The sequence below is a fragment of the Radiobacillus deserti genome (assembly GCF_007301515.1).
GTDB lineage: Bacteria > Bacillota > Bacilli > Bacillales > Amphibacillaceae > Radiobacillus > Radiobacillus deserti.
In genome coordinates this window covers 376,207-398,676 of sequence record NZ_CP041666.1, presented here as the reverse complement: position 1 = coordinate 398,676, position 22,470 = coordinate 376,207, and the positions used below count along the sequence as shown (strand labels likewise).

Annotated in this window: 21 protein-coding genes; 2 read left to right on the top strand and 19 right to left on the bottom strand. The window is 38.4% G+C overall.

Annotated elements, in window-relative coordinates; all coding sequences use genetic code 11:
• Nucleotides 1-71: 71 nt before the first annotated feature.
• The 11 genes from FN924_RS02115 to araD form a co-directional block, all read right to left on the bottom strand.
• Nucleotides 72-320 (bottom strand): DUF6171 family protein, encoded by a 249-nt coding sequence (locus FN924_RS02115; RefSeq protein WP_143891857.1) that lies wholly within the window; start codon nt 318-320, stop codon nt 72-74.
• A gap of 23 nt (nt 321-343) precedes the next feature.
• The gene (locus tag FN924_RS02110; protein WP_143891856.1) at nt 344-1,507 is read right to left on the bottom strand and encodes a family 43 glycosylhydrolase; all 1,164 of its coding nucleotides are present in this window, start codon (nt 1,505-1,507) and stop codon (nt 344-346) included.
• 51 nt (nt 1,508-1,558) lie between these two features.
• Complete coding sequence (locus FN924_RS02105) at nt 1,559-3,040, bottom strand: alpha-N-arabinofuranosidase (protein WP_143891855.1); 1,482 nt, start codon at nt 3,038-3,040, stop codon at nt 1,559-1,561.
• Nucleotides 3,041-3,110: 70 nt separating this feature from the next.
• Nucleotides 3,111-3,737 (bottom strand): YesL family protein, encoded by a 627-nt coding sequence (locus FN924_RS02100; protein ID WP_143891854.1) that lies wholly within the window; start codon nt 3,735-3,737, stop codon nt 3,111-3,113.
• A gap of 49 nt (nt 3,738-3,786) precedes the next feature.
• Complete coding sequence (locus FN924_RS02095; protein WP_143891853.1) at nt 3,787-4,629, bottom strand: carbohydrate ABC transporter permease; 843 nt, start codon at nt 4,627-4,629, stop codon at nt 3,787-3,789.
• The gene (locus tag FN924_RS02090) at nt 4,629-5,540 is read right to left on the bottom strand and encodes a carbohydrate ABC transporter permease (RefSeq protein WP_407692012.1); all 912 of its coding nucleotides are present in this window, start codon (nt 5,538-5,540) and stop codon (nt 4,629-4,631) included. Before FN924_RS02090 ends, FN924_RS02095 begins: the two co-directional genes overlap by 1 nt.
• A 121-nt stretch (nt 5,541-5,661) precedes the next feature.
• The gene (gene arfA / locus FN924_RS02085) at nt 5,662-7,170 is read right to left on the bottom strand and encodes an arabinosylfuranosidase ArfA (protein ID WP_143891851.1); all 1,509 of its coding nucleotides are present in this window, start codon (nt 7,168-7,170) and stop codon (nt 5,662-5,664) included.
• A gap of 272 nt (nt 7,171-7,442) precedes the next feature.
• Nucleotides 7,443-8,780, bottom strand: coding sequence for an ABC transporter substrate-binding protein (locus tag FN924_RS02080; RefSeq protein ID WP_228409639.1), 1,338 nt, complete (start codon nt 8,778-8,780; stop codon nt 7,443-7,445).
• Between the two features lie 242 nt (nt 8,781-9,022).
• The gene (araA, locus tag FN924_RS02075; RefSeq protein WP_143891850.1) at nt 9,023-10,510 is read right to left on the bottom strand and encodes an L-arabinose isomerase; all 1,488 of its coding nucleotides are present in this window, start codon (nt 10,508-10,510) and stop codon (nt 9,023-9,025) included.
• A gap of 12 nt (nt 10,511-10,522) precedes the next feature.
• On the bottom strand, nt 10,523-12,211 hold the full coding sequence (locus FN924_RS02070; RefSeq protein WP_143891849.1) for a ribulokinase: 1,689 nt from the start codon (nt 12,209-12,211) through the stop codon (nt 10,523-10,525).
• A 17-nt stretch (nt 12,212-12,228) separates the two neighbouring features.
• Nucleotides 12,229-12,924: an L-ribulose-5-phosphate 4-epimerase gene (gene araD, locus FN924_RS02065; RefSeq protein WP_143891848.1), complete on the bottom strand. Its 696-nt coding sequence runs from the start codon at nt 12,922-12,924 to the stop codon at nt 12,229-12,231.
• A gap of 474 nt (nt 12,925-13,398) precedes the next feature.
• Here araD and FN924_RS02060 point away from each other — a divergent pair, with 474 nt between their 5' ends.
• Complete coding sequence (locus FN924_RS02060) at nt 13,399-14,481, top strand: GntR family transcriptional regulator (protein ID WP_143891847.1); 1,083 nt, start codon at nt 13,399-13,401, stop codon at nt 14,479-14,481.
• Nucleotides 14,482-14,556: 75 nt separating this feature from the next.
• Here the strand turns inward: FN924_RS02060 and FN924_RS02055 are convergent, their stop codons facing one another.
• The 4 genes from FN924_RS02055 to murB all read right to left on the bottom strand — a co-directional run bounded on the left by FN924_RS02055 (nt 14,557) and on the right by murB (nt 16,961).
• Nucleotides 14,557-14,877 (bottom strand): DMT family transporter, encoded by a 321-nt coding sequence (locus FN924_RS02055; RefSeq protein WP_143891846.1) that lies wholly within the window; start codon nt 14,875-14,877, stop codon nt 14,557-14,559.
• Nucleotides 14,878-14,964: 87 nt separating this feature from the next.
• Complete coding sequence (locus FN924_RS02050; protein WP_143891845.1) at nt 14,965-15,531, bottom strand: TetR/AcrR family transcriptional regulator; 567 nt, start codon at nt 15,529-15,531, stop codon at nt 14,965-14,967.
• A 73-nt stretch (nt 15,532-15,604) separates the two neighbouring features.
• Nucleotides 15,605-15,937 (bottom strand): hypothetical protein, encoded by a 333-nt coding sequence (locus tag FN924_RS02045; protein WP_143891844.1) that lies wholly within the window; start codon nt 15,935-15,937, stop codon nt 15,605-15,607.
• 109 nt (nt 15,938-16,046) lie between these two features.
• Nucleotides 16,047-16,961: a UDP-N-acetylmuramate dehydrogenase gene (gene murB, locus FN924_RS02040; protein WP_143897088.1), complete on the bottom strand. Its 915-nt coding sequence runs from the start codon at nt 16,959-16,961 to the stop codon at nt 16,047-16,049.
• Between the two features lie 390 nt (nt 16,962-17,351).
• Between murB and FN924_RS02035 the strand changes: the two genes are divergently transcribed.
• On the top strand, nt 17,352-19,283 hold the full coding sequence (locus tag FN924_RS02035) for a lipoteichoic acid synthase (protein WP_143891843.1): 1,932 nt from the start codon (nt 17,352-17,354) through the stop codon (nt 19,281-19,283).
• Nucleotides 19,284-19,317: 34 nt separating this feature from the next.
• On the opposite strand, the gene FN924_RS02030 is transcribed toward FN924_RS02035, so the two are convergent.
• Genes FN924_RS02030 through ccmA form a run of 4 tightly spaced genes read right to left on the bottom strand, consistent with a single transcriptional unit; the run spans nt 19,318 to nt 22,291 of the window.
• Nucleotides 19,318-19,869, bottom strand: a complete 552-nt coding sequence (locus tag FN924_RS02030; protein ID WP_143891842.1) for a cysteine hydrolase family protein — start codon at nt 19,867-19,869, stop codon at nt 19,318-19,320.
• A 21-nt stretch (nt 19,870-19,890) separates the two neighbouring features.
• Complete coding sequence (locus tag FN924_RS02025) at nt 19,891-20,544, bottom strand: TetR/AcrR family transcriptional regulator (RefSeq protein ID WP_143891841.1); 654 nt, start codon at nt 20,542-20,544, stop codon at nt 19,891-19,893.
• 14 nt (nt 20,545-20,558) lie between these two features.
• Nucleotides 20,559-21,572, bottom strand: a complete 1,014-nt coding sequence (locus FN924_RS02020; RefSeq protein ID WP_143891840.1) for an ABC transporter permease — start codon at nt 21,570-21,572, stop codon at nt 20,559-20,561.
• Nucleotides 21,569-22,291, bottom strand: coding sequence for a heme ABC exporter ATP-binding protein CcmA (gene ccmA, locus FN924_RS02015; protein ID WP_143891839.1), 723 nt, complete (start codon nt 22,289-22,291; stop codon nt 21,569-21,571). The genes FN924_RS02020 and ccmA overlap by 4 nt, the downstream gene beginning before the upstream one ends.
• Between the last annotated feature and the right edge of the window lie 179 nt (nt 22,292-22,470).

The following is a 22,470-nucleotide window of genomic DNA, read 5'->3' as shown; positions in this document are numbered from 1 at the left end:
CCTCCTACTTCATAGAAAGAAAGCCCGTAAGCACCCTCTTTATTCGAGGCAAAGCTTACGAGCTACCTTATTTACCATTTTGCGCCTGCTGGGTAAGGACAAGTTTTATAAGCTAATTTAGCTCTAAATAGAACGAAACAGCCACAGTGCGCACAGGTTGTATCGTACAAAAGAGATGGACATTCCTTGCATTGAGTGAGTCTCTTTTCATACACCTTATCATCCACAATGTTTGTTTCTAGCTCAAGTTGTTCCTCTACCTGTTTTTGAATATATTCATTTGAAACGAATACAGATTGCGAACATCCTTTACAGCTCATGAGTCTCCATCCCTATCCAGCATTTATTTCACTGTTACGGTTGCAGTAACTTCTTTGTTTTTTAAATCTCGTGTCATTCCTGGATACCCGAAATAAGGCTTGCCATCCGTATCCCAAAATAACTGTTGCACCCGGGCATGACGATTATGATCATATAGGGAATTTCCAACAATGTCTTTATATGGACGAGCATGATAAACGATTACATCTGTTTGATCATCTTCTGCTACCGTAAAACTGTTATGTCCAGGACCATACTCACTTGTTTCCTCACACGTAACAAACACCGGTTCCTTTAATTTAACCCATGAGTTAGGGTCTAATAGATTACTAGTTTGACTGGCAGTTAACAAGCCCATCGCATACCGATGGTCTGTAGCACTTGCAGAATATGCGATGAATATGTTCCCGTTTCTTTTGATTACTGCTGGTCCTTCATTCACGTAAAAGCCATGCTGTTCCCATTCTAAGTCTGGTGTGGATAATAAAACTTGCTTTGGTTTAATGGTCCAAGGATTTTCCATTTCTGCAATGTACAAATTAGAAATAGTATCATGATCCACCTTTTGCGCCCATACTAGGTATCTTCGATCATCATGTTCAAATGTGGTTGCATCTAAAGAAAAGCTCTGAAAATCTGTATTGATTTGTCCTTTTTCTACCCATTCGCCTTCTAGTGGATTTTCCGCATCGCATTCCAGTACATATGGTCGAATCGCCCATACATCATCTCTATCTCCTGCCGCAAAATGGATATACCATTTTCCATTAATATAATGCAGTTCCGGTGCCCAAATGTGCTCCGACATAATTCCCTGCTCGTGTTTTTCCCACACCGTAGTTTCTGGTGCCTGCTTCAGTCCGGAAATTGTTTGGGATCTTCTCAAAACAATGCGGTCATATTCCGGATAAGATCCTGTGAAATAATAGTATCCATCAGAATGCTTATACACATAGGGATCCGCCCGTTGTTCCACTAGTGGATTTGGATACTCTAAGACTTTTATTCTGCCATTCACTTCAAACGAACCCGGCTTACTATATTGTTCTATAGGAATCGGATCCCACTCCACATCCATGTTGACATGTTTTCCATCCTCCATTTGAAAGGATATTTGCTTCGGCAATTGTGCCGCCTCTCCTGTATGTGTCATGACGTTAATAGTATTATCTGTTCTAACCGACATGGAACCCCTCCTTCATAATTTTAAATCTAACGATACGAACGACTATCCGAGTTATCTAACCGTTAATACGACTACCGATTTCGAAGGAAGTTCTACTTTTAACGAACTTCCTTCCCTGGCAAACCCCTTGAATGCTTGAGGCTTAACATGGTCTGGATTTTCAAATGTATTTTTGGCATTCATTTCACCCGACGTTAATATTCTTCCAGTCACGTTAGAAAACTCTAATCCTCTCAAATCGATATCTAACGTTGTAGATACGGCTTTATCTAAATTACATAAGCTAATATTTAGGGTGCCATCTTTCGCTTTCGATGCAGATGCGGTAACTTGTGGGTAGGAATAACCATTTTCTTTAACTGTGTCTATGTTTAAATGAAGCGATACCCTTTGTGCATCCTGATGAACTTTAAACATTTCAAACACATGATAGGTTGGTGTAAGAATCATCTTGTCACTTTCCGTTAATATCATGGCTTGAATGACATTTACCATTTGGGCAATGTTAGCCATTTGAACACGATCATTGTGCTGGTGAAAAATATTAAAATGGGCTCCGGCCACAACAGCGTCCCTTATTGTATTTTGCTGGTATAGGAATCCAGGATTCGTACCAGGCTCCACATCATACCAAGCACCCCATTCGTCCACAATCATGCCAATCCGCTTATCCGGGTCATACTTATCCATAATCGTGCCATGTCTCGTAATGAGCTCATCCATATACATCGTTTTTTGCATGGTTACGTCCCATTCTGCTTCTGAAAAGTCAACAGCTTGCCCTTTGTTTTCAAAACCGCCTGGGTGTACATAATAATGAACACTTAATCCATCCATGAGATTAGCTGCTTTTTTCATCAAAACTTCTGTCCAGTTATAGTCATCTACATTTGGACCGCCTGCAATCCGGTAAATTTTGTTGTCCCCGTAGTTTCGGACGTAGGTCTGATAACGACGATATAAATCCGCATAATATTCTGGCGTCATATTACCACCACAGCCCCAATTTTCGTTTCCGACACCAAAATATTTCAGTTTCCACGGCTTTTCTTTCCCATTTTCCTTACGCCAATTGGCCATTGGAGATTCTCCGTCAAAGGTCATATATTCAACCCATTCAGACATTTCTTGTACGCTACCACTTCCGACATTGCCAGAGATATACGGCTCAGCGCCAAGCATTTCACATAGCATAAAAAATTCATGTGTACCAAAATGGTTGTTTTCTACAACTCCTCCCCAGTGAGTGTTTACCATACGTTTACGGTTTTCTCTAGGTCCGATTCCGTCTTTCCAGTGGTACTCGTCCGCAAAGCATCCTCCTGGCCAACGGAGAACAGGGATATCTAATTTTTTCAAGGCCTCTAGCACATCATTTCGTATTCCATTAGTATTTGGAATGGGAGATTCTTCTCCAACCCAGAGCCCTTCATATATTCCTCTACCTAAGTGCTCTGCAAAATGACCGTATATATTTTTATTAATCGTTCCTTTTTCAATATCTGCATTGATAATAACCTGATTTTTTTTCATTGTTTCACTCCTCTTTAGGTTGGAAATCTTTTAAACCCTCCCGTACTCTGATGTGAACACCAAAAAGACCCTAAGCTGCACGAACGGTTTTACGATCCATCTTATGAAAAACAGTCGAAGCAAGCCAGAACCAGATTAGGGAGGATATACTAAAAAAGAAAAACAGAATAATCGTCGGGTATTCAAGGGATAGATACATGACCGAAAACAGAGTGATACATATAGCCGAAGATATATGTATCTTCGTCAAACCGATAACAAGTGCATTTTTCACGTGCTGAATAACCCCACCGTGATAATGCGCCATCAGTGGGAAGGACCAAATTAAAACAAGAAAATAGAAAAAAACCGTAATGAAAAAGAAGAATGGGAATATGAAATGTACATCATTTGAGGTTTTTAACACTTGATAATTCATGTATAGAACAAAACCAACACTCGACATAATCCATCCCAATATGTTGGAAGAGAGAAACTCTTTCTTATAGTTCTCTTTCATCACTTCTCCAATGTTAATATCCCTTTCTCCCTTTAACCATTTTCTAACTACACTGAGTGAACCTACTGTCGCAGGAAAAACCCCTCCTACGACAAGGCCTCTCAGACAGAAAAAAATCCAGTAAAGGTTTAAAAGCGCCATTCTCGTTATCCATATTGCTACTCGATCTAACGATGTAATAAATCCATTTGCGTTCATCCCTATTCCCACCTTCACATAACTTTGAAGAGCTATTGCCAAATGTTGCTTAGCCCTTCACACCACCTGTTGTTAGTCCTGCAATGAAGAACTTCTGGAAGAAGATAAATAAAATGATGATTGGAATGATAGTTAAGACGGAACCTGCTATCAAAACATCATAATTGTTTCCGTACGGTGTTAATAGAGTTGCTAATCCAATCGGTAACGTAAACATATCATTGGAGCGTAGCACTAATAATGGCCATAAAAAGTTATTCCAGCTACCCAACCCTTGTAAGATAGCCATAGCGGCTAAAGACGGAGCCATTAAAGGAAGCATAATTTTAAAGAAGATCCCATATTCTGTACTTCCGTCTATACGTGCTGCATCCATTAGTTGCAGTGGAAGTCCGATCGCAAACTGTCGGAAGAAGAATACTGCAACAGGTGCAACTATCATTGGAAGAACCGCACCAAAATAACTATCGATGAGCTGAACATCAATCATTAATTGATAAAGCGGTAACATTAAGATTTCAAACGGAACCATCATGATTAATAAAACTAGTATAAAAAAGAAATTTCTTCCTTTAAAATCATAAACAGCTAATGCATATCCAACCATTGACGAGAAAAACAACGATAATACAATGGTTATCGCAGAGATTATTAAACTGTTCCCATACCAATCCCAATACTCAGAAGCCTGTGTAAATATATAGGTATAGTTATCCAGATTCATTGCACTAAAATCAATACTTAAGCTAATTCCATCTCTCATTAGATCCGAGGAAGGTCTAAAGGATGAAACAACTAGACTTATAAGTGGAAAAATCGTAATAAATGTTATAATCCCTACACCTAACGTTGCTAAAACAGTTAATAATCTCTTATTCTTTTTGGCTTTCATTAATTTTCACCTCTTTTAAAGGTACCTGTAGCTATTAAATAGATAATACTAACTAGGAATATAATCAGCATCAATATGACACCGATTGCAGATCCGAATCCAATATCATTCTGCCTGATACCTTCTTGATAAATATATCCGACTACAGATAAACCTATGTTTCCAGGGGATCCTGCTTCCCAGAACACAAAGCTTTCTTCAAACATTCTAAACCCATTAATAATGGTAATCGTACTCACAAAAATAATAATCGGTTTTAATTGCGGGATTGTTATATACTTAAGCTTCTGCCAGGCTGAAGCACCGTCTATATCCCCTGCTTCATACAGTTCATTTGGAACATTCTGTAAGGCTGCAAGAAAATATAAAATATTTACACCAATCCATCTCCAAGATGCTAAAATGACCATTAAGAAAATGGCAGTCCAAGGTGTAAATCTCCAGTTCATGGCATCAAAACCAAAAAACGAAATGATTTGGTTAGCTACTGCCGTGTCTTGTTCCCCAAACATCAATCGAAAGATCATACCACCAACAATCGTTGATGTTAAAGCAGGTAAGAAAAGGGAAGCGCGGAACAGTGTTTTAAATTTAACTAGTTTAGAATTTAAGAAGATAGCTAACATCATAGGAACAATTGTCAATATTAAAACCGTAAACACTACGTACCAAATGGTGTTCGAAAGTGCTTTATAAAAAGTTGGATTAAAAATCCGTTCATAATTATCTAATCCGATAAAGTTAACTTGTCCTGGTAGTACGCTTTGGAAGCTCATAATGATTCCTTGTACCATTGGGTACAAGGTTAATACTAAAAAGGATAGGATAAAGGGTGCTACAAATAGATATGGTACAACGTTTTTTGAATTTAAAAATTTATATACCTTATTTGGTTTCTTTCTAGGTTCCATGGAGCTAAATGTTGGTTTTTCTTTGGAGATTTGAGAATGATTCGTTAAAGGTTCCATATTCTTTCCTCCTCGACCTTCTATTATCTTAAAAATCATGGTTTCTAGTTTTAGCCATCATTCGTTACTTTTTTAAGCGAATAACATTCCAAGACGTTTTTGATAACCTCGCATCCAATACGCCGTCCTGTAGCGTAGACTCTCCATTATGATGTGGAGCAACTTTTTGTTCGTTCGCTGTGTTTATTGCTTTTAAATCGTCATTCTCTAAAACGATGTGTTCTACAAGACTATAGTCCTCAAAACTTCTTACATCTGCTTGAAGAGTAATACTTTCCTCTAAATGCTTGTTTACTAGAAAAATAGTCAGTTCTTCCGTTTCCTCGTTATATACGGAAGCGCTATCGATAAATGGCACATCCGTAAAGTCTTTACTATCATACTTAGGGGAAGAAAGAATAGGGTGAATAGCAACACCTCTTCCAAAAACAGATGCATGCATATATGGATAGAAAATTGTTTGCTTCCAGGAACGACCTTTATTTTCGGTCATTATTGGTGCAATTACATTAACAAGCTGGGCCATGCATGCCATCTTTACACGGTCAGCGTGGTTTAATAATGTAATTAACATACTTCCTACCAGTAATGCGTCTTCAAAATTGTACACATCTTCTAATTGTGGAGGTGCAACGGTCCATGGTTCAATTTCTTTATCCGCTTCATTGGAATGGTACCAGACATTCCATTCGTCAAAGCTGAGCATAATTGTTTTTTTGCTTCTATGTTTTGCTTTGATGTAGTCACAAGTAGAAGTTACCGTATGAATGAAGTGGTCCATATCCATATTTTTAGCTAGGTAATTAGCTGGGTCATTTGTTCTGTTTCCATAATATTGGTGGAGAGATATATAGTCGACTTGGTCATAAGCAATGTCTAGCACGGTAGCTTCATATTCTGGAAAGGTTGGCATTCCTGTATTCGAGCTCCCACATGCAACAAGCTCAATGCTCGGATCAACCAGTTTCATAGCTTTCCCTGTTTCTTGCGCAATCCTTCCGTATTCATACGCGGTTTTATGTCCTACTTGCCAAGGACCATCCATTTCATTTCCGAGACACCACGTTTTAATATGATGAGGTTGTTCATAGCCATGTGACTTTCGAAGTTCACTCCAGTAAGTTCCACCTGGATGATTCGTATATTCAATTAAATTTCTAGCCGCATCAATCCCTCTTGTTCCAAGGTTTACAGCCATCATCACTTCCGCATTCACTTTTTTAGCCCAATCCACGAACTCGTTCGTACCAACTTCATTCGTCTCTATCGTGCGCCATGCTAATTCAAGTCTTTTCGGACGATTTTCTTTCGGACCCACTCCGTCTTCCCAATTGTATGCAGAAACCATATTTCCACCTGGATAACGTACAATTGGCACTTGTAATTCTTTCACAAGGTTTATCACATCTTTACGAAAACCCTGTTCATCCGCTTCAGGGTGTTCTGGATCATAAATTCCACCATAAACAGCTCTTCCAAGGTGCTCTATAAACGATCCATAGATTCTCTCGTTTACTTTTCCGATTTTATTATTCTTATCCACCGTCAATGTTGCTTTTAACTGTTGTGTCACCTACACCTGCTCCTTTCTCTCCTGTTCATAACCTCTCATCCCTTTAAGATGATTTGAATGCGTTTTCAAATAGGTACAAAAAATTTATTCTGTTTCTTATCCAAATAAGTATCGATTATTAAAATTTGTACGTATAACTTTTCGTTAGTTAAAGTATAACTTCAGCCATTTTTAATTTCAACATAAATTACGAAATTTTAAGGATTTTCACAAGATAATGAAATAGAAGCAAGCTTTCACAACCTGCTTCTATTTCAACCATACTTTCCCTCTTACTTCTCCATTTCAGATCTCACTGTCTCCGCAGCCTGTTTCAGCGCCTCTTCAGGGGTCATAGATTGTTGTCTTAATACGCTTTCCGCTACATTGGTATTGTATTCGGTTACAATATCCGGTGTATGTTGTGTTACATTCAATGGGTTAATTTCATCTTTGATTTCTAACAGTACATCAAAAATATTGTCTCCAAAATAATCATAATACTTGTTGTCTTCTCTTACCGCTTCACTTTCCCAAGTATCCCAACGTGGAGGGTCAAAGCCAAGCACAGTCCAAAGTTTCTTGCTTCCTTCCTCGGAAAGCTTCGTATATGCAAGGAACTCTTTAGCTAGATCCGTATTCTCGGATTGATTTGTAACAACCGTACCGGTGCCACCCATACCAGCAGAACGATTTCCTCCTTCTTCCCATGCAGGCATTGGACGAATCGCAATCTTACCTTTTAGATCTGGCATATTGTCAAGGAATCTTCCCATGTACCAAATAGGTGCTAAAATAGAAGCAGCTTTTCCTTCACTGAAATATCCATAAAACTCCTCTGATTGGTTCATTCCACCTGGCGTCAATTCTGCAATCTTATCTTTATAAATTACATCACTTAAAAATTGCAGTGTATCAATATGCGTTTGGCTATCCACAATTAATTTTCCATTTTCATCAAACATATCCGTACCTTTTTGTGAAATCATTGGCCAGTAGTCCATCAACCAGTCCGTTGTACCAACATTCCACATAACAGAATCCGTCTTTTCCACGACTTTTTTACCTGCTGCTACAAAGTCATCCCACGTCTTAATGGAATCAATGTCAACGCCAGCTTTATCCATCACCTCTGTATTATAGTACATGACAGTGGAACCTACGTGCGTCGGGATGCCGTAATAGTTTCCGTCTTTTGCATAGATTTCAAAACGTGATGAAACAGCTTTATCTAGAATCGGCTCTACATATTCATTCATAGGTTCTAATTGAGGCTCCCCTTGCAAATAGTTCGCAAAACGACCTAATTCAATATCTACAATATCAGGAGCACTTTCTCCAGATTGAAGAGATAGCAAGAGGTTGTTGTGCATTTGATCAAAAGGATAAGCCTCCGCTACTAGTTTAATAGGTCGATCAGGATTCTCTTCATTCCAACGCTTCGCGGAATCCTCGAATAAATCTACGTGTTGACCAGCAAAGGTCCAAAACGTTAACTCGGTAGCATTCTCGATGTCATCGCCTACTACTGTCGTTTCATCAGCAGTTGTTTCTTCAGAATCTCCACCACCACAAGCCATTAATGCTATAGACATCAACGAAAACAAAAATAATATTAAAAATTTCTTCAACATACTAACCCCCATATAATAATTTTTAAGCGCTTTCAAATGATCGTAATTCTTGGAGTCGGAAATACAACCACCTCCTTAATGCTAAATCCATACTCGTTCGAACAAAACTAACGAAAAATTATACGTATAAATAACCTAGTAATCTTTTATACTCCATTCTATCATTTTATCCTCTAAAGGGCCCTATGGGCCCTATCACAGAGCCCTCATTACCAGGACACCCTTTTGTAGAAACCGCCTTATTTTTTCCAAGCAACTTCGTTCCACTTTAATTCATTTCTAAAACGTCTTACATTCGTGTCTGCATCAATGACCACACATTCAATCTGTGCCATATCCGCAAAATCATAAAGCTGATCTGTTGTCACATCGAAAGAAAAAACAGTATGGTGTGCACCTCCGGCATATATCCAAGCCTCAGCTGATTCAGCTAGCGAAGGTTCTGGTTTCCAGAGTACTTTTGCAACTGGTAGATTCGGCGTCTCCACTACTGGTTGTTCAGCCTTCACCTCATTAATAACAAGACGATAACGACCTCCCAATTCTACAAGCGAGGCCACAACAGCATCTCCACCACGACCATCAAACACAAGACGAGCCGGATCTTCCCTGTCCCCCATTGTAAGAGGATTAACAACTACTTTCGGTTTTGTAGCAGCTATTGTCGGGCAAATTTCTAACATATGAGACCCAAGAATCATTTCATTTCCTTGTTCTAAGTGATAGGTATAATCCTCCATAAAGGATGTACCTTTATTGTTCGCTATCACTTTCATTATCCGTAACAAAGCCGCTGTTCTCCAGTCGCCCTCTCCTGCAAATCCGTATCCCTCAGCCATCAGTCTCTGGGCAGCAAGACCTGGTAACTGCTTCAAACCATGCAAGTCTTCAAAATTGGTCGTAAACGCATTATAATTACCCTTCATTAAAAACGCTTTTAATCCTAACTCTAATCTAGCTTGTTCTTTTATAGAGTCTTGAACTTTCCCAGGTTGGCTCGCCTCTTTTGGAAAATTGTATAATTGACGATATTCCTGATATAATTGCTCAACGTCTTCTTCCGGAATCGTGTTCATCACTTCCACCAAGTCACCAACACCATAGTAATCTACAACCCAGCCAAACTTAATTTGCGCCTCTATTTTATCTCCATCTGTTACAGCTACATTCCGCATATTATCTCCGAATCTAGCAACTCGAATGTTTTTACCTTCCGTAAAGGCAACTGCAGTCTGCATCCAACTAGTCATTTTGTCCACTACTTCTTTACTTTCCCAATACCCAACAACTACCTTTCGTGGGACATTTAGACGAGACACCATAAAGCCGTATTCCCGATCTCCATGTGCGGACTGGTTTAGATTCATAAAATCCATGTCTATCGTATCCCACGGAATACTCTGATTAAATTGAGTATGCAAATGAAGTAATGGCTTCTTTAAAGCTTCCAATCCTGAAATCCAAAGCTTTGCTGGTGAAAAAGTATGCATCCATGTAACGACTCCAGCACAATTTTCATCACGATTTGCTTCCATGATTAAGTGGTGAATGTCTGACGATGTAGTTACAACAGCTTTAAATTGGATCGTATATGGAAGTTTACCAGTATTATTTAATCCTTCTACCATATCTACAGAATGCCTTTCTACTTCTTGCAACGCTTCCTCTCCATAAAGATGCTGACTCCCTGTAACAAACCAAAATTCATATGGTCTAACCTCTAGCATGCTTTTTCCTCCTTAGTTTGCCAAGACCGTTTCGTTTGCGTGTGGTCTAATTGCTTTTAATCGCTTCATCACATTATTTTCTCCGCGACCAAAGTAGTCATGAAGTCTAGAATATTCTTCGTATAATTGTTCATAAATTTCTACATGTTCAGGAATAGGTTGAAACACTTCCTCTTTCACGCGCGCCATATTTTCTGCTGCTTGAAGTACCGTGTCATAGCCGCCTTGATTGGCTCCAGCAGCCACCGCAGCAAACATCGCTGCACCTAGTGCCGGAGTTTGCTTAGAATCCGCAATTCTTATCGTCCGATTTGTTACATCTGCATATATTTGCATGAGCAGCTTGTTTTTCTGTGGCAATCCCCCACACGCATACAACTCATCCACTGCAACTCCGTTTTGATGAAAGGCATCTACAATTTTTCGTGTACCGAAGGCCGTCGCTTCTAATAAAGCTCTATATATTTCTTCCGGTTTTGTTTGTAAGGTCATACCAACCATCAAGCCACTTAAGCTTGTATCCACCAACACAGAACGATTTCCATTCCACCAATCTAGAGCCAGAAGACCAATTTCTCCAGGTGCGTATTCCGCTGCTCGTGACTCTAACAATTGATGGACATTTAAGCCCTCTTTCTTTGCTTCATCCTTGATATATGTCGGTACTGCCTGATCTACATACCATGCAAAAATATCTCCTACAGCAGACTGTCCTGCTTCATAGCCATAAAACCCTGGGATAATCCCATCTTCCACGACTCCACACATACCTTCTACTTGTCGTTCTTCTTCCCCTAGCACCATGTGGCAAATGGATGTCCCCATTGCCATAACCATTTTCCCCGGAGAAACAACCCCCATAGCCGGTACCGCAGCGTGCGCATCTACATTTCCAACCGCAACTGCAATTCCAGGTCTTAACCCTATTGCATCCGCCATTTTTTTCGTCAATTCACCAGCTTTTGATCCAAGTGGCAAAATCTCTCCCCGCAGCTTTGTCTCCGTTAGATCTTCCAAACGCGAATCCAGCGCTCTAAAAAATTCCTGGCTCGGATATCCATCTCGCTTATGCCAGATTGATTTATAACCCGCTGTACAACTGTTGCGTACAAGATTTCCTGACAGTTGTGCAATCACCCAATCCGTTGCTTCCACGAATTTATCTGTCCGCTCATAAACCTCTGGAGCTTCCTCAAGGATTTGCCAAATTTTTGCAATCATCCATTCAGATGAGATCCTTCCACCATACCGAGGTAAAAATGCTTCGCCACGTTTTTCTGCTATTTCATTTAACGAATCTGCTTTATATTGTGCTGCATGGTGCTTCCATAGCTTTGTCCAGCTATGTGGGTTATCCCTCCACTCCGAGTGAAAGGATAACGGTACTCCTTCTTCATCAACTGGAAGCATCGTGCATGCTGTAAAATCTATTCCAATTCCAATAATGTCTTCGTTCGAAATACCTGTTTCTTGTAACACTGCTGGAACGGATGTCTTAAGCACCTCCAAATAATCTCCTGGGTGCTGCAGTGCCCATTCATAACCAAGCTGAATCTCTGAATCTGGTAATTTCTCATCTATTACTCCGTGCCGATACGGGGTAACATGGTCGGCAATTTCTCTTCCATCTTTCAAAGACACCAGCACCGCTCTCCCAGATTCCGTTCCATAGTCAACGCCAATCGTGTATTTTTCTTTCATTCGTTGTAGAGCCTCCTTTATTTTTGACCGTAGTAGGCATTTTTCCCGTGTTTACGAAGATAATGTTTATCTAAAAGTACACGATCCATTGGCGAGATATCAGGATTAATGAGGTATGTCCTCCACGCCATCTTGGCCACTTCCTCTAAAACAACGGCATTATGAATCGCTTCATTAGGATTCTTTCCCCAAGTGAATGGCGCATGACTATGAACCAACGCGCCTGGTACCTCCAGCGGATGAATGTCATTTGTTTCAAAGGTTTCTACAATGACATTCCCTGTTTCTAGTTCATACTCTCCATTAATCTCTTCATCTGTCATTCGACGTGTACAAGGAATAGTGCCATAAAAATAATCTCCTTGGGTAGTTCCTAAACAGGGTATAGATTTACCTGCTTGCGCAAAGCTTGTAGCCCACGAGGAATGCGTATGAACGACTCCGCCTATATCAGGAAAATTTTTATATAGAACGATATGGGTTGGGGTATCGGAGGAAGGGTTTAAATCTCCTTCCACAACATTTCCGTCTAGATCTACGACTACTAGATCCTTCAAGGTTAATTTTTCGTAAGGAATGCCACTTGGTTTAATCACTACCAATTCTAGTTCTTTACTAAAACCGCTTACATTCCCCCAAGTAAAAGTTACAAGTCCATAATGCGGAAGAGCTCGGTTCGCTTCCAAAACTTGTTGTTTCAAGTTATCCAACAATTAAAAATCAACACCTTCCCACAACAAATTTTATACGTATGTTTTGGTATGTAATTCTATAATATTATTAATTGTACGTACAATCAAGTGGTTTTTAATAAAAAATAAAGCGTTTTCAAAAAAATTCAGGGAGTCCTATACTCTCTTTTTTCGCTTTAATATGTCACCATTTATTATGTTGTATGCACAAATTCACATTTATATGTACGTAACCCTTACCTCATATTTGCTTAATAGTTAAAGAGTTTGTTAGCTATGTTCTCTATTCTCCAAGGGTATTCAGTAACCAAAGTGACATTTAATTATTTGTTAATAAATCACAATCAAAATACTTATAATATGATTTTTGTACGCATGTTTAATATGAATATGATAAAATGAGGACAACCCTTCATCATGCAAATTGGGTAGATAATGTACGTTTCACATACACATGTTAAAAAGATAAATGTTTTTACATAAAGGAAGGATTACATGGCACCAAAATACGAGCGAATAAAATCCGAAATCACCTCATGGATATTAGGAGGGCGAATTGAAAGTAATCAGAAAATCCCTACTGAAACAGAACTAATGAATCAGTTTGATGTCAGTCGCCACACGGTTAGGAGGGCGATTAGTGACTTAATTTCTTCAGGATTTCTATACAGTGTCCAGGGTGGGGGGACCTTTGTTGCAGATCCGAATGAGCGTGGAAATAAATCAGGACAAAAAACAATCGGAGTCATGATTACTACTATATCTGGTTATATCTTTCCGACTATCATTTCTGGAATCGAGTCGACCTTATCAGAAGCTGGTTACTCCTTACTCCTAACAAATACGAATAATACAACAATGAAGGAAAAACAAGGGCTAGAAAATTTATTGCTTCATGCTATAGACGGTTTAATCATTGAGCCAACGAAAAGCGCATTACAAAGTCCTAACATTGGTTACTATTTAAATCTCGAAAAGAATAAAATTCCATACTTATTTATTCATGCATCCTACGATGGTTTAGATGCTCCCTGTTTTGAATTAGACGATTACAAAGCAGGATACTTAGCTACCAACCATTTAATTGAATTAAATCATCAGTCTATTTTGGGGATTTTTAAAACGGATGATAAACAAGGTGTAAAAAGACTAAACGGATTCATTCAGGCCCATCGAGAGCAAGGAATCTTTCCTAATCCTCATATGATTCTTACGTATAATTCAGAAGAGGAGGAGAATTCTTTACTGAGCAAAATACAAGATGTCTTACATAGCGGCGTGGAAAAACCGACTGCCATCGTCTGTTATAATGACGAAATCGCCTTAAGCACTCTCAGTATCTTAAGGGAATTAGATTTAAAAGTACCGGACGATATATCATTAGTTGGAATCGATGATTCCTCATTAGCTGTGCTTTCCGAAGTTAAGCTAACAACCGTCGCTCATCCGAAAGAAGAGATGGGAAAAGTAGCAGCAGAAGCAATGATTAACCTAGTAGAAAAAAGGAATCCCGAGATTGAAAAACGGATTTTTGAACCTCAATTAATCGTGAGGAACTCAACGAAAAGAAGAGCATGACATTACAAAATTCGTTGTGCTTCCTATAAAAAAGAGGAACTGTCCCGCAATGACAGTTCCTCTTTTTCCCTTACATTACGTCCATTTCGGCATATTTAACACGGCAACTCCAAGAATAATAGCCGTAATACCCACAAGCGTCTGCAATGAAAAGCCTTCCTTCCAATATAAAACTCCAATTATAAACGTTAAGGCTGTACCGACACCTGCCCAAATGGCATACGTAATGCCCATGGGTAATTCTTTCAAGGTTAACGATAGTAAGAAAAAAGAAACTCCATATCCAGTAAACGCCCCTATAGAAGGAAGTAATTTGGAAAAGCCATCCGACATCTTTAACATAGAATTCCCAATAATCTCTGTCACTATTGCGATTAAAAGGTAAAGGTAAGCCATATATTAATCCTCCATTCATAAAAAACGAATAAACTATTTTTGTTTTCACAGTTTCCGGTTGCAAAAATATAAAAGATGAATAAGCTCTCATCTTTTATTATCCGGAATCATGCCATATAGCACTAAATCTACAATTTCGGTTAACGCTTGATTTACCGTAATATTATTTTTATAGAAAAAGCTTTGATCAAAGGTCGTATCAAACGCTTCTCTTAATAACCTCATAATAATCACAACGGAATACGTTTGTACAACTTCACCATGATTCATCGCTTCTTTTAGTAACTCTTCTATATCTAGCCAATCTTCTTCTACAGAATCATTTATCTTTTGCCACTGCTCTGGGTAGTACCGTTTCAAGCCTTCTAATACTGGGCGATCATAGATTTGATAATACTCTGGTAAAACAACCATTAGCTGTTTAATCTTCTCGATAAATGTAAGCGACAGATTGTCCATAATTTCATTTGTTTTTTGATCCGTTTCTACAAGGACTTGGTCAATAACGGTTTGGATGATTTCTTCCTTTGATACAAAATGCTCATATATAGTTTTTTTACTAATACCTAATCGTTTCGTAACATCATCAACGGTAAAACGCATTCCGCTTTCTTGTATTTCTTCAACAACAGCACGTAGTATCTTCTCTTTCATTATAATATCCTTTCATAAAAACAAAATAAACTAATAAAGTTTATATGGTTTCCTTCATTTTAACTTTCTTATACTATTCTGTCAATAACTGAGCATGTCCATGAAATGTATGAGCCATCTCTTTTGCTACTGCTTCAATCATGGATACATTCCAATCAGCCCTTCGGTTACGTGCAATCTCTAGCCACAGCCTACTCTGCATTGGCCAATAAGTAATCTCTAAAACTCCTTTTTCCCCTTCCTTTTTTATATGCCAATGATAAGAACCCTTTTTAGACAATAGAGTGGTTTTACTCGAGAGGATGAGGTGATATTTCCTAATCACTTGCTCTATTTCTTCTACCACTATCTCCTCGTCCAATGGTCGTACATGCTCCAGCCTGCTATTAACAATCTCGTATTTCATTCCCAGTACCCTCCACATTCGAACGATTTCTTTTCATCCTTTGTTGCAACCTTTTTCCTTATTATATAGTAAAAAAACTGCCGTTCTCTTTAACGACAGTTTTCTAGTATCAATCTTCTCCAATAATTTTTACTTCTCGTACTAAATCAACACCGAACTTCTCTTTTACTGTTTTTTGCACCATCTCTATTACTGCGATATATTCTGTGGCTGTGGCATTGCTTTTATTGACAATAAATCCAGCATGCTTCGTTGAGACTTCCGCCCCACCAATGCCTTTTCCTTGGAGCTCACTATCTTGAATCAATTTACCCGCAAAATAACCAGGTGGACGCTTAAACACACTTCCACAAGAAGGATATTCAAGCGGTTGCTTGGATTCGCGTTTGAACGTCAAATCCTCCATAATCGCTTTTATTTCTTCATAATTCCCTGGTGACAGTGCGAAATGTGCTTCCAAAACAATAAGTCCGCGGTCTGGGATATTGCTTGAGCGGTAGCCTAAATCAAGATCATCCGCATTCAATTTTAGAATATTTCCCTTACGGTCCACCACAATGGCATATTTAAGAACATCCTTAATCTCTCCCCCATAAGCACCTGCATTCATAAACAAAGCACCACCAACAGTACCGGGAATTCCACATGCAAATTCTAATCCTTTTAATTTTTTCGCTAAAGCAAAACGAGACACCTCGATAATCGCCGCACCACTTTGTGCGATTACGGTTTCGTTTTCTTCCTTAATATTAGTCAGTCGTTTTAGGGTTAATACAATCCCTCGTATTCCACCATCTTTTACAATCAAATTAGACCCATTTCCTAAGAGAGTAAACGGAATATGCTCTTCATTTGAAAGCTTTACAATTCGCTGCACTTGGTCGTATGTTTCCGGAGTGACAAGGAAGTCTGCTTTTCCACCAAGCTTCGTATAAGTGTGGTTTCGTAATTCTTCATTTACCAGCACATTCTCTTTTGACGCGACTTGAACTAACTTTTCATAAATATCCTGATGATTGATCATTGCGACCATTCCTTTAATCATTATCTTTTTGCAAAACACTACTTCAAAAGTATAGCAGGCTGACGAGCAGAACCGCAACAATGTTCATGTATATCACCCTTTTCTGTTATATGCCAATTGTGAATTTTTTGTGTCCATCTTCCAATTAGTGGATAGGTAACCTTCAAGTTACTATTGATGTATAGCAGGCTATTACTCTATAATTTTACTTTGTACACTTAATTTCTAGGTAAAAATTATCATTTTCATATCATGAAATCTATGCTATATTTATATACTAGTTTACAGATTCTTCATATTGGATTTACAAACTTTACTAAATTAATATACTTGGCTATCCCTGAATGTAGGAAGCTAACTAACGTAATGAAAAAGAAAGAAGGGAAAACAATGAAGAAACTTTTATCTTTTAAATTGGGTTTTTTCTTTTTGACTATCGCATTTATTTGGTTAAAAACATATATGGCTTATACATTTGAATTTAATCTTGGTGTGGAAGGATCCATGCAGGAATTTCTTCTACTTATTAATCCACTGAGCTCTGCCATCGTATTTCTTGGCTTAACACTTTGGATGAAGGGTCGCAAAGCTGCAATTTGGATGATTATTGTTAACTTAATCATGACCATTGTACTCATTGCGGACGTCCTATACTATCGATTCTTTGATGATTTCCTAACGATTGCAACACTTAGTCAGTCTAGTAACATCGGAGAAATGAAGGAAGGCGTATATGGTATCCTCAACTGGACCGATATTCTATATTTCGTCGATTTAGTTGTGTTGAGCTACATTGTAGTAAAGCGTCCTGAACTTAAGAACTTCCAATTACGTAAATGGGTTTCTCCATTAGTAGTGATTGCTGGGACTGGACTTTTCTTCATCAACCTTACTTTAGCAAATGAGGATCGTCCTGAGCTTTTACAAAGAACGTTTGACCGTAACTACATTGTGAAATATTTAGGGTTGTACAACTACACTATTTATGATGGCATCCAAACTGCTCAAATTGAAGCGCAAAAAGCATATGCAAGTAGTGATGATTTGACACAGATTTCAAACTACACAACATCGCATTACGCTGAACCGAATGAAAAATACTTTGGAATTGCCGAAGGAAAGAACATTATTAAGATTCACCTAGAAAGCTTCCAAACATTCTTAATTGATTACAAGTTAAACGGAGAAGAAGTAACTCCATTTTTAAACAAGCTTGCACATGGACAAGAAAACATGATTTACTTTGATAATTTCTTCCATCACACTGGACAAGGTAAAACGTCCGATGCGGAATTAACTACTGATAATAGTCTGTACGGTCTCCCAGAAGGTGCTGCGTTCATGACAAAGGGATTAAACACCTATCAATCACTAGCAGAAATTCTAGACCAAAATAAAGACTATACAAGTGCTGTATTCCATGCTGATGAGAAAACATTCTGGAACAGAAACCAAATTTACAAACGAATTGGCTATGATTATTTCTTCCATGATAAGTTTTATGATGTGACAGAAGAAAATTCTGAGAATCTTGGCTTAAAGGATAAAGAGTTCTTTGAACAGTCTGTTCCTTTGTTACAGCAATTAGAACAACCATTTTATGCACATCTAATGACTATGACGCATCATTACCCCTTTACATTAGATGAAGAGGATGCAACAATTGCAAAAGCTACCACAGGGGACAACACAGTAGATAACTACTTCCAAACTGCTCGTTACCTGGATGAAGCGGTAGAACAATTATTTAATGATTTAAAAGCAAGTGGGCTTTATGAGGATACAGTTGTGGTTATTTACGGAGATCATAACGGGATATCCACAAACCACAACCGTGCAATGGAAGAAATTCTAGGGAAAGAAATTACACCATTCCAAAACGCACAGAACCAACGTGTGCCGTTGCTTATGCACATCCCTGGTGTAGAAGGTGGAGTAAATCATACGTACGGTGGACAAATTGACTTAATGCCGACACTTCTTCACCTACAAGGAATTGATAACCGTAAGCTAATCAACTTCGGAACGGATTTATTTTCCGAGGAACACGATCAAACGGTAGCATTTAGAGATGGTGGGTTTGTTTCACCTAAATACACCTTTGTAAATGATAAGGTGTACGATACACAAACCGGTGAAGTGATCGAAAAAGATGATACAGAAGAAATCCAAAAGCTAAAACGTAACGTGATACAACAACTTCAACTTTCTGATGAGGTACTTTACAAGGATTTATTAAGATTCCATGACTTGGAGAACTTCAAAAAAGTAGATCCTTCAGATTACGAGTACACCGTTGAAGCATTTGAAGACAAGAAATAAAAAGGAAGTACAGCGGATGCTGTACTTCCTTTTTTTATATGATCGTTGCTCCCAATGTTTTTTCAAAATGGCGAAGTGCCCATTCATGGCCAGGTTGATCGAAGCTAGCTACTGCATCCTGGTACACAACAATCTTAAAGCCTTTATTATAAGCATCTACAGCTGTGTGGAGTACACAAATATCCGTACATACCCCTACTAAATGAACTTCCTCAATGCCACGTTCACGGAGCTTTATTTCTAGCTCTGTGCCTGCAAACGCACTATACCGAGTTTTATCAAAGTAAAAAACATAGTCTTCATTTTTGATTTCTTCATAGGTTTGAGCAAGCTCCCCATATAAATCTCGTCCTGCTGTTCCTTTAATATTATGTGGTGGGAATAGAGTCGTCTCTGGATGAAACGTATCCGCCTCATCATGTCCGTCTATGGCGAACACAACGACATCTTTTTCATTCACAAATTTCTTGGTCAGTTCTACAATTCTTCCTTCAATCGCTTGACCTGGCTTTCCACATGTTAACCTACCATCATCTGCAACAAAATCATACGTATAGTCGATATTTATTAATGCTTTATTCCCCATATAATCCCTCTTTTCCTCATTTTAAGATGGTCGTAATCCGTCTATGATTAATTTTACCACGTTCTCTACTTCCTGTTCATCATTCCAGTCACGGTCCGGAAAAACCAAATATCTCGTAACGATAAAACCTAGTACATTCGTAATAATGAATCTCAGCAATGTTTCGTCTGGCAAATCTTTTACCACGTTTTGTTTCCGACACACATCTAGTAGATTCTTTACTCTTGGGAGTACATACGTATGTGCTGCTGCGCCTAATATTTCTTTAATCTCATCATGAAAGGCAATCTCTTGAAGAAGAATTTTTACTAACGGCAAGTTGTCTTCCACAAACTCCATTCTATTTTTTATAAACGTTCTAAGCATAGAATCCAAGCTTTGAAATTCTTGATCAAAAATCTTGCTCGCCATATCTGAAGCAAAAATAGGGAAAGCTAACTTCATCACTCCAGGTTTTACGATTGCTAAGAGCAATTCCTTTTTTGATGGATAGTGACGGAATATTGTCCCTTCTGCAACACTCGCAGCTTTGGCTATTTCACTTGTAGACGTTGCAAAGTAGCCTTTTTTCGCAAACATTTCAATCGCCGCTATAAGAATACGGGCTTGCTTTTCTGTTAGCTTCTTGTCGTCATCATGTTGCTGAAGTAGTTGCTGAATATAACGTTCATCCATCTTAGTTCCTCATTTCACTGGTTTTTATATATTCTTAGTGTAACAAGATTTAACAGGAAACATAAGAGAGAAAAAACGAATAAGATTAAAACATCCATATAAACGGAGCTTATAGGATCTCCTTTTATCATTATTTCCGTTAAGGCATTTGCTCCATAATGGATTGGCATAACCTTTTCCAACCATTCTAACCAGTTAGGGAGATGCTCCAATGAAAACATACCAGAGAAGAAGGCTTGTGGTACAACGACAATCGGTATAAATTGCATCATTTGAAATTCATTCTTTGCAAAGCTGGAAAGTAAGGTGCCTAGCGTGAGTGCACTTAGTGCTAGCAAGAGAGTAATTAAGACAACCGAGAAGATGGAGCCTTCCATCGGAATATCTAATATAAATACTGCAAAGCAGACAACTAGAATGGATTGAATAATGGCAAACAACCCGAACCCTATAATGTAACCACTAATGACCTCCCATCCTTTAATCGGCATGGCTAATATTCGATCTAATGTCCCCTGAGACTTCTCTCTAAGAAAAGAAATACCACCGACTAAGAAGACAAAAAAGAATGCGAAGAATCCGATTAATACAGGTCCTACTGCATCGAAGGTGGTGGATGCTATTTGATCGTACAAGTAATTAATTTCGAATTGAAAACCTTTATTCCCCTTCGTTTGGAGTCCCTTTTGTATCGAAATTAAAACTGCTTTGCTAGTAGATGGATTACTATCATCGACCGTTATGGTTACCTGTTGTCCAGCTATATGGAGAATACCATCTATCTCTTCGTCCTTTAAATCATCCTTGGGATTTTCTAATTGGAATACTTCTATATCTTGCCCCTCTAAAGTTTCTGTAAGAGCATCTGGTACTCCAATCGTTGCTATTTTTAGCTTTCCTTGATCCTGGTCTAATACAAGCCATGTTAATGTCACTATTAATACAGGTGCAAAAAGCATTAAAGCTAGCGATCTTTTGTCTCTTCGGAACTGGCGTAAGATTCTAATGACAATTGCAGCAATCCTCATCGCCCCATCCCTCCATGAGTTAGGAATACTTCTTCAATAGAGCCAACATTAGCTTGTTCCATTAATTGTTCAGGAGAACCGTTTCCAATAATCATTCCATCTCGAAGAAGTCCAAGTACATCACACTTCTCCGCTTCATCCATCACATGTGTTGTGACGATAATTAATGTTCCTCGTTCTTTTAGTTGCTTAAACTGCCTCCAAATTTCTTTACGAAGTAATGGATCAATCCCAACAGTTGGCTCATCTAGAATTAGGATACTGGGGTGGTGTAATAAACTAGCCGCAAGCGATAGCCTACGCTTCATTCCACCGGAGAAGGCTTGAACAGGTTTATCCCTATGCTCGAGTAAATCTACTTCCTTCAATCGCTTCTCTATTTCTTCTTGTCGTGCCTTTCCTTTTACACCATAAATTGCTGCAAAGAACTCTAGATTCTCTTTTGCCGTTAGTTCACCATATAAAGCATCCGATTGAGCCATATAACCAATTTGTTGTTTTGAAGGTTCATAAGGCATTTCTCTTCCTTGAATGACTACTTTACCTCCACTTGGCTTTATCATTCCAATAATCGTTTTTATTAGTGTTGTTTTACCAGAGCCTGATGGACCAATCAAGCCAAATATCTGTCCTGATTTCATTTTTAAGTTAATATCTTTTAGGATTTGTTTCTTACCAAAACTATGAGAAACGTGATCTAAGCAAATCATTTGATCCATATCCAAACATCCCTTCTTTAAGATAGTGAGTGATTACTCACTTTTAAGATAGCATATTGATAATCGTAAGTAAATATATAAGTCGAAGAAGGGAGGAGCAAAAAGCTGATATCCGGCTTGTAATCGCCGATAAAAAAATTTTCGCTGATATCAAGAAATTTTCGCTGAAATATAAAAAT

Coding starts and splice junctions, on each gene's coding strand:
- FN924_RS02110 (WP_143891856.1), bottom strand. CDS start 1,507: ATGTCGGTTAGAACAGATAATACTATTAACGTCATGACACATACAGGA.
- FN924_RS02090 (WP_407692012.1), bottom strand. CDS start 5,540: ATGGAACCTAGAAAGAAACCAAATAAGGTATATAAATTTTTAAATTCA.
- FN924_RS02035 (WP_143891843.1), top strand. CDS start 17,352: ATGAAGAAACTTTTATCTTTTAAATTGGGTTTTTTCTTTTTGACTATC.
- FN924_RS02050 (WP_143891845.1), bottom strand. CDS start 15,531: ATGAAAGAGAAGATACTACGTGCTGTTGTTGAAGAAATACAAGAAAGC.
- FN924_RS02045 (WP_143891844.1), bottom strand. CDS start 15,937: ATGAAATACGAGATTGTTAATAGCAGGCTGGAGCATGTACGACCATTG.
- FN924_RS02105 (WP_143891855.1), bottom strand. CDS start 3,040: ATGAAAAAAAATCAGGTTATTATCAATGCAGATATTGAAAAAGGAACG.
- FN924_RS02100 (WP_143891854.1), bottom strand. CDS start 3,737: ATGAACGCAAATGGATTTATTACATCGTTAGATCGAGTAGCAATATGG.
- FN924_RS02030 (WP_143891842.1), bottom strand. CDS start 19,869: ATGGGGAATAAAGCATTAATAAATATCGACTATACGTATGATTTTGTT.
- araA (WP_143891850.1), bottom strand. CDS start 10,510: ATGCTAGAGGTTAGACCATATGAATTTTGGTTTGTTACAGGGAGTCAG.
- FN924_RS02095 (WP_143891853.1), bottom strand. CDS start 4,629: ATGAAAGCCAAAAAGAATAAGAGATTATTAACTGTTTTAGCAACGTTA.
- FN924_RS02055 (WP_143891846.1), bottom strand. CDS start 14,877: ATGGCTTACCTTTACCTTTTAATCGCAATAGTGACAGAGATTATTGGG.
- FN924_RS02025 (WP_143891841.1), bottom strand. CDS start 20,544: ATGGATGAACGTTATATTCAGCAACTACTTCAGCAACATGATGACGAC.
- FN924_RS02070 (WP_143891849.1), bottom strand. CDS start 12,211: ATGAAAGAAAAATACACGATTGGCGTTGACTATGGAACGGAATCTGGG.
- FN924_RS02020 (WP_143891840.1), bottom strand. CDS start 21,572: ATGAGGATTGCTGCAATTGTCATTAGAATCTTACGCCAGTTCCGAAGA.
- murB (WP_143897088.1), bottom strand. CDS start 16,961: ATGATCAATCATCAGGATATTTATGAAAAGTTAGTTCAAGTCGCGTCA.
- ccmA (WP_143891839.1), bottom strand. CDS start 22,291: ATGGATCAAATGATTTGCTTAGATCACGTTTCTCATAGTTTTGGTAAG.
- FN924_RS02060 (WP_143891847.1), top strand. CDS start 13,399: ATGGCACCAAAATACGAGCGAATAAAATCCGAAATCACCTCATGGATA.
- FN924_RS02115 (WP_143891857.1), bottom strand. CDS start 320: ATGAGCTGTAAAGGATGTTCGCAATCTGTATTCGTTTCAAATGAATAT.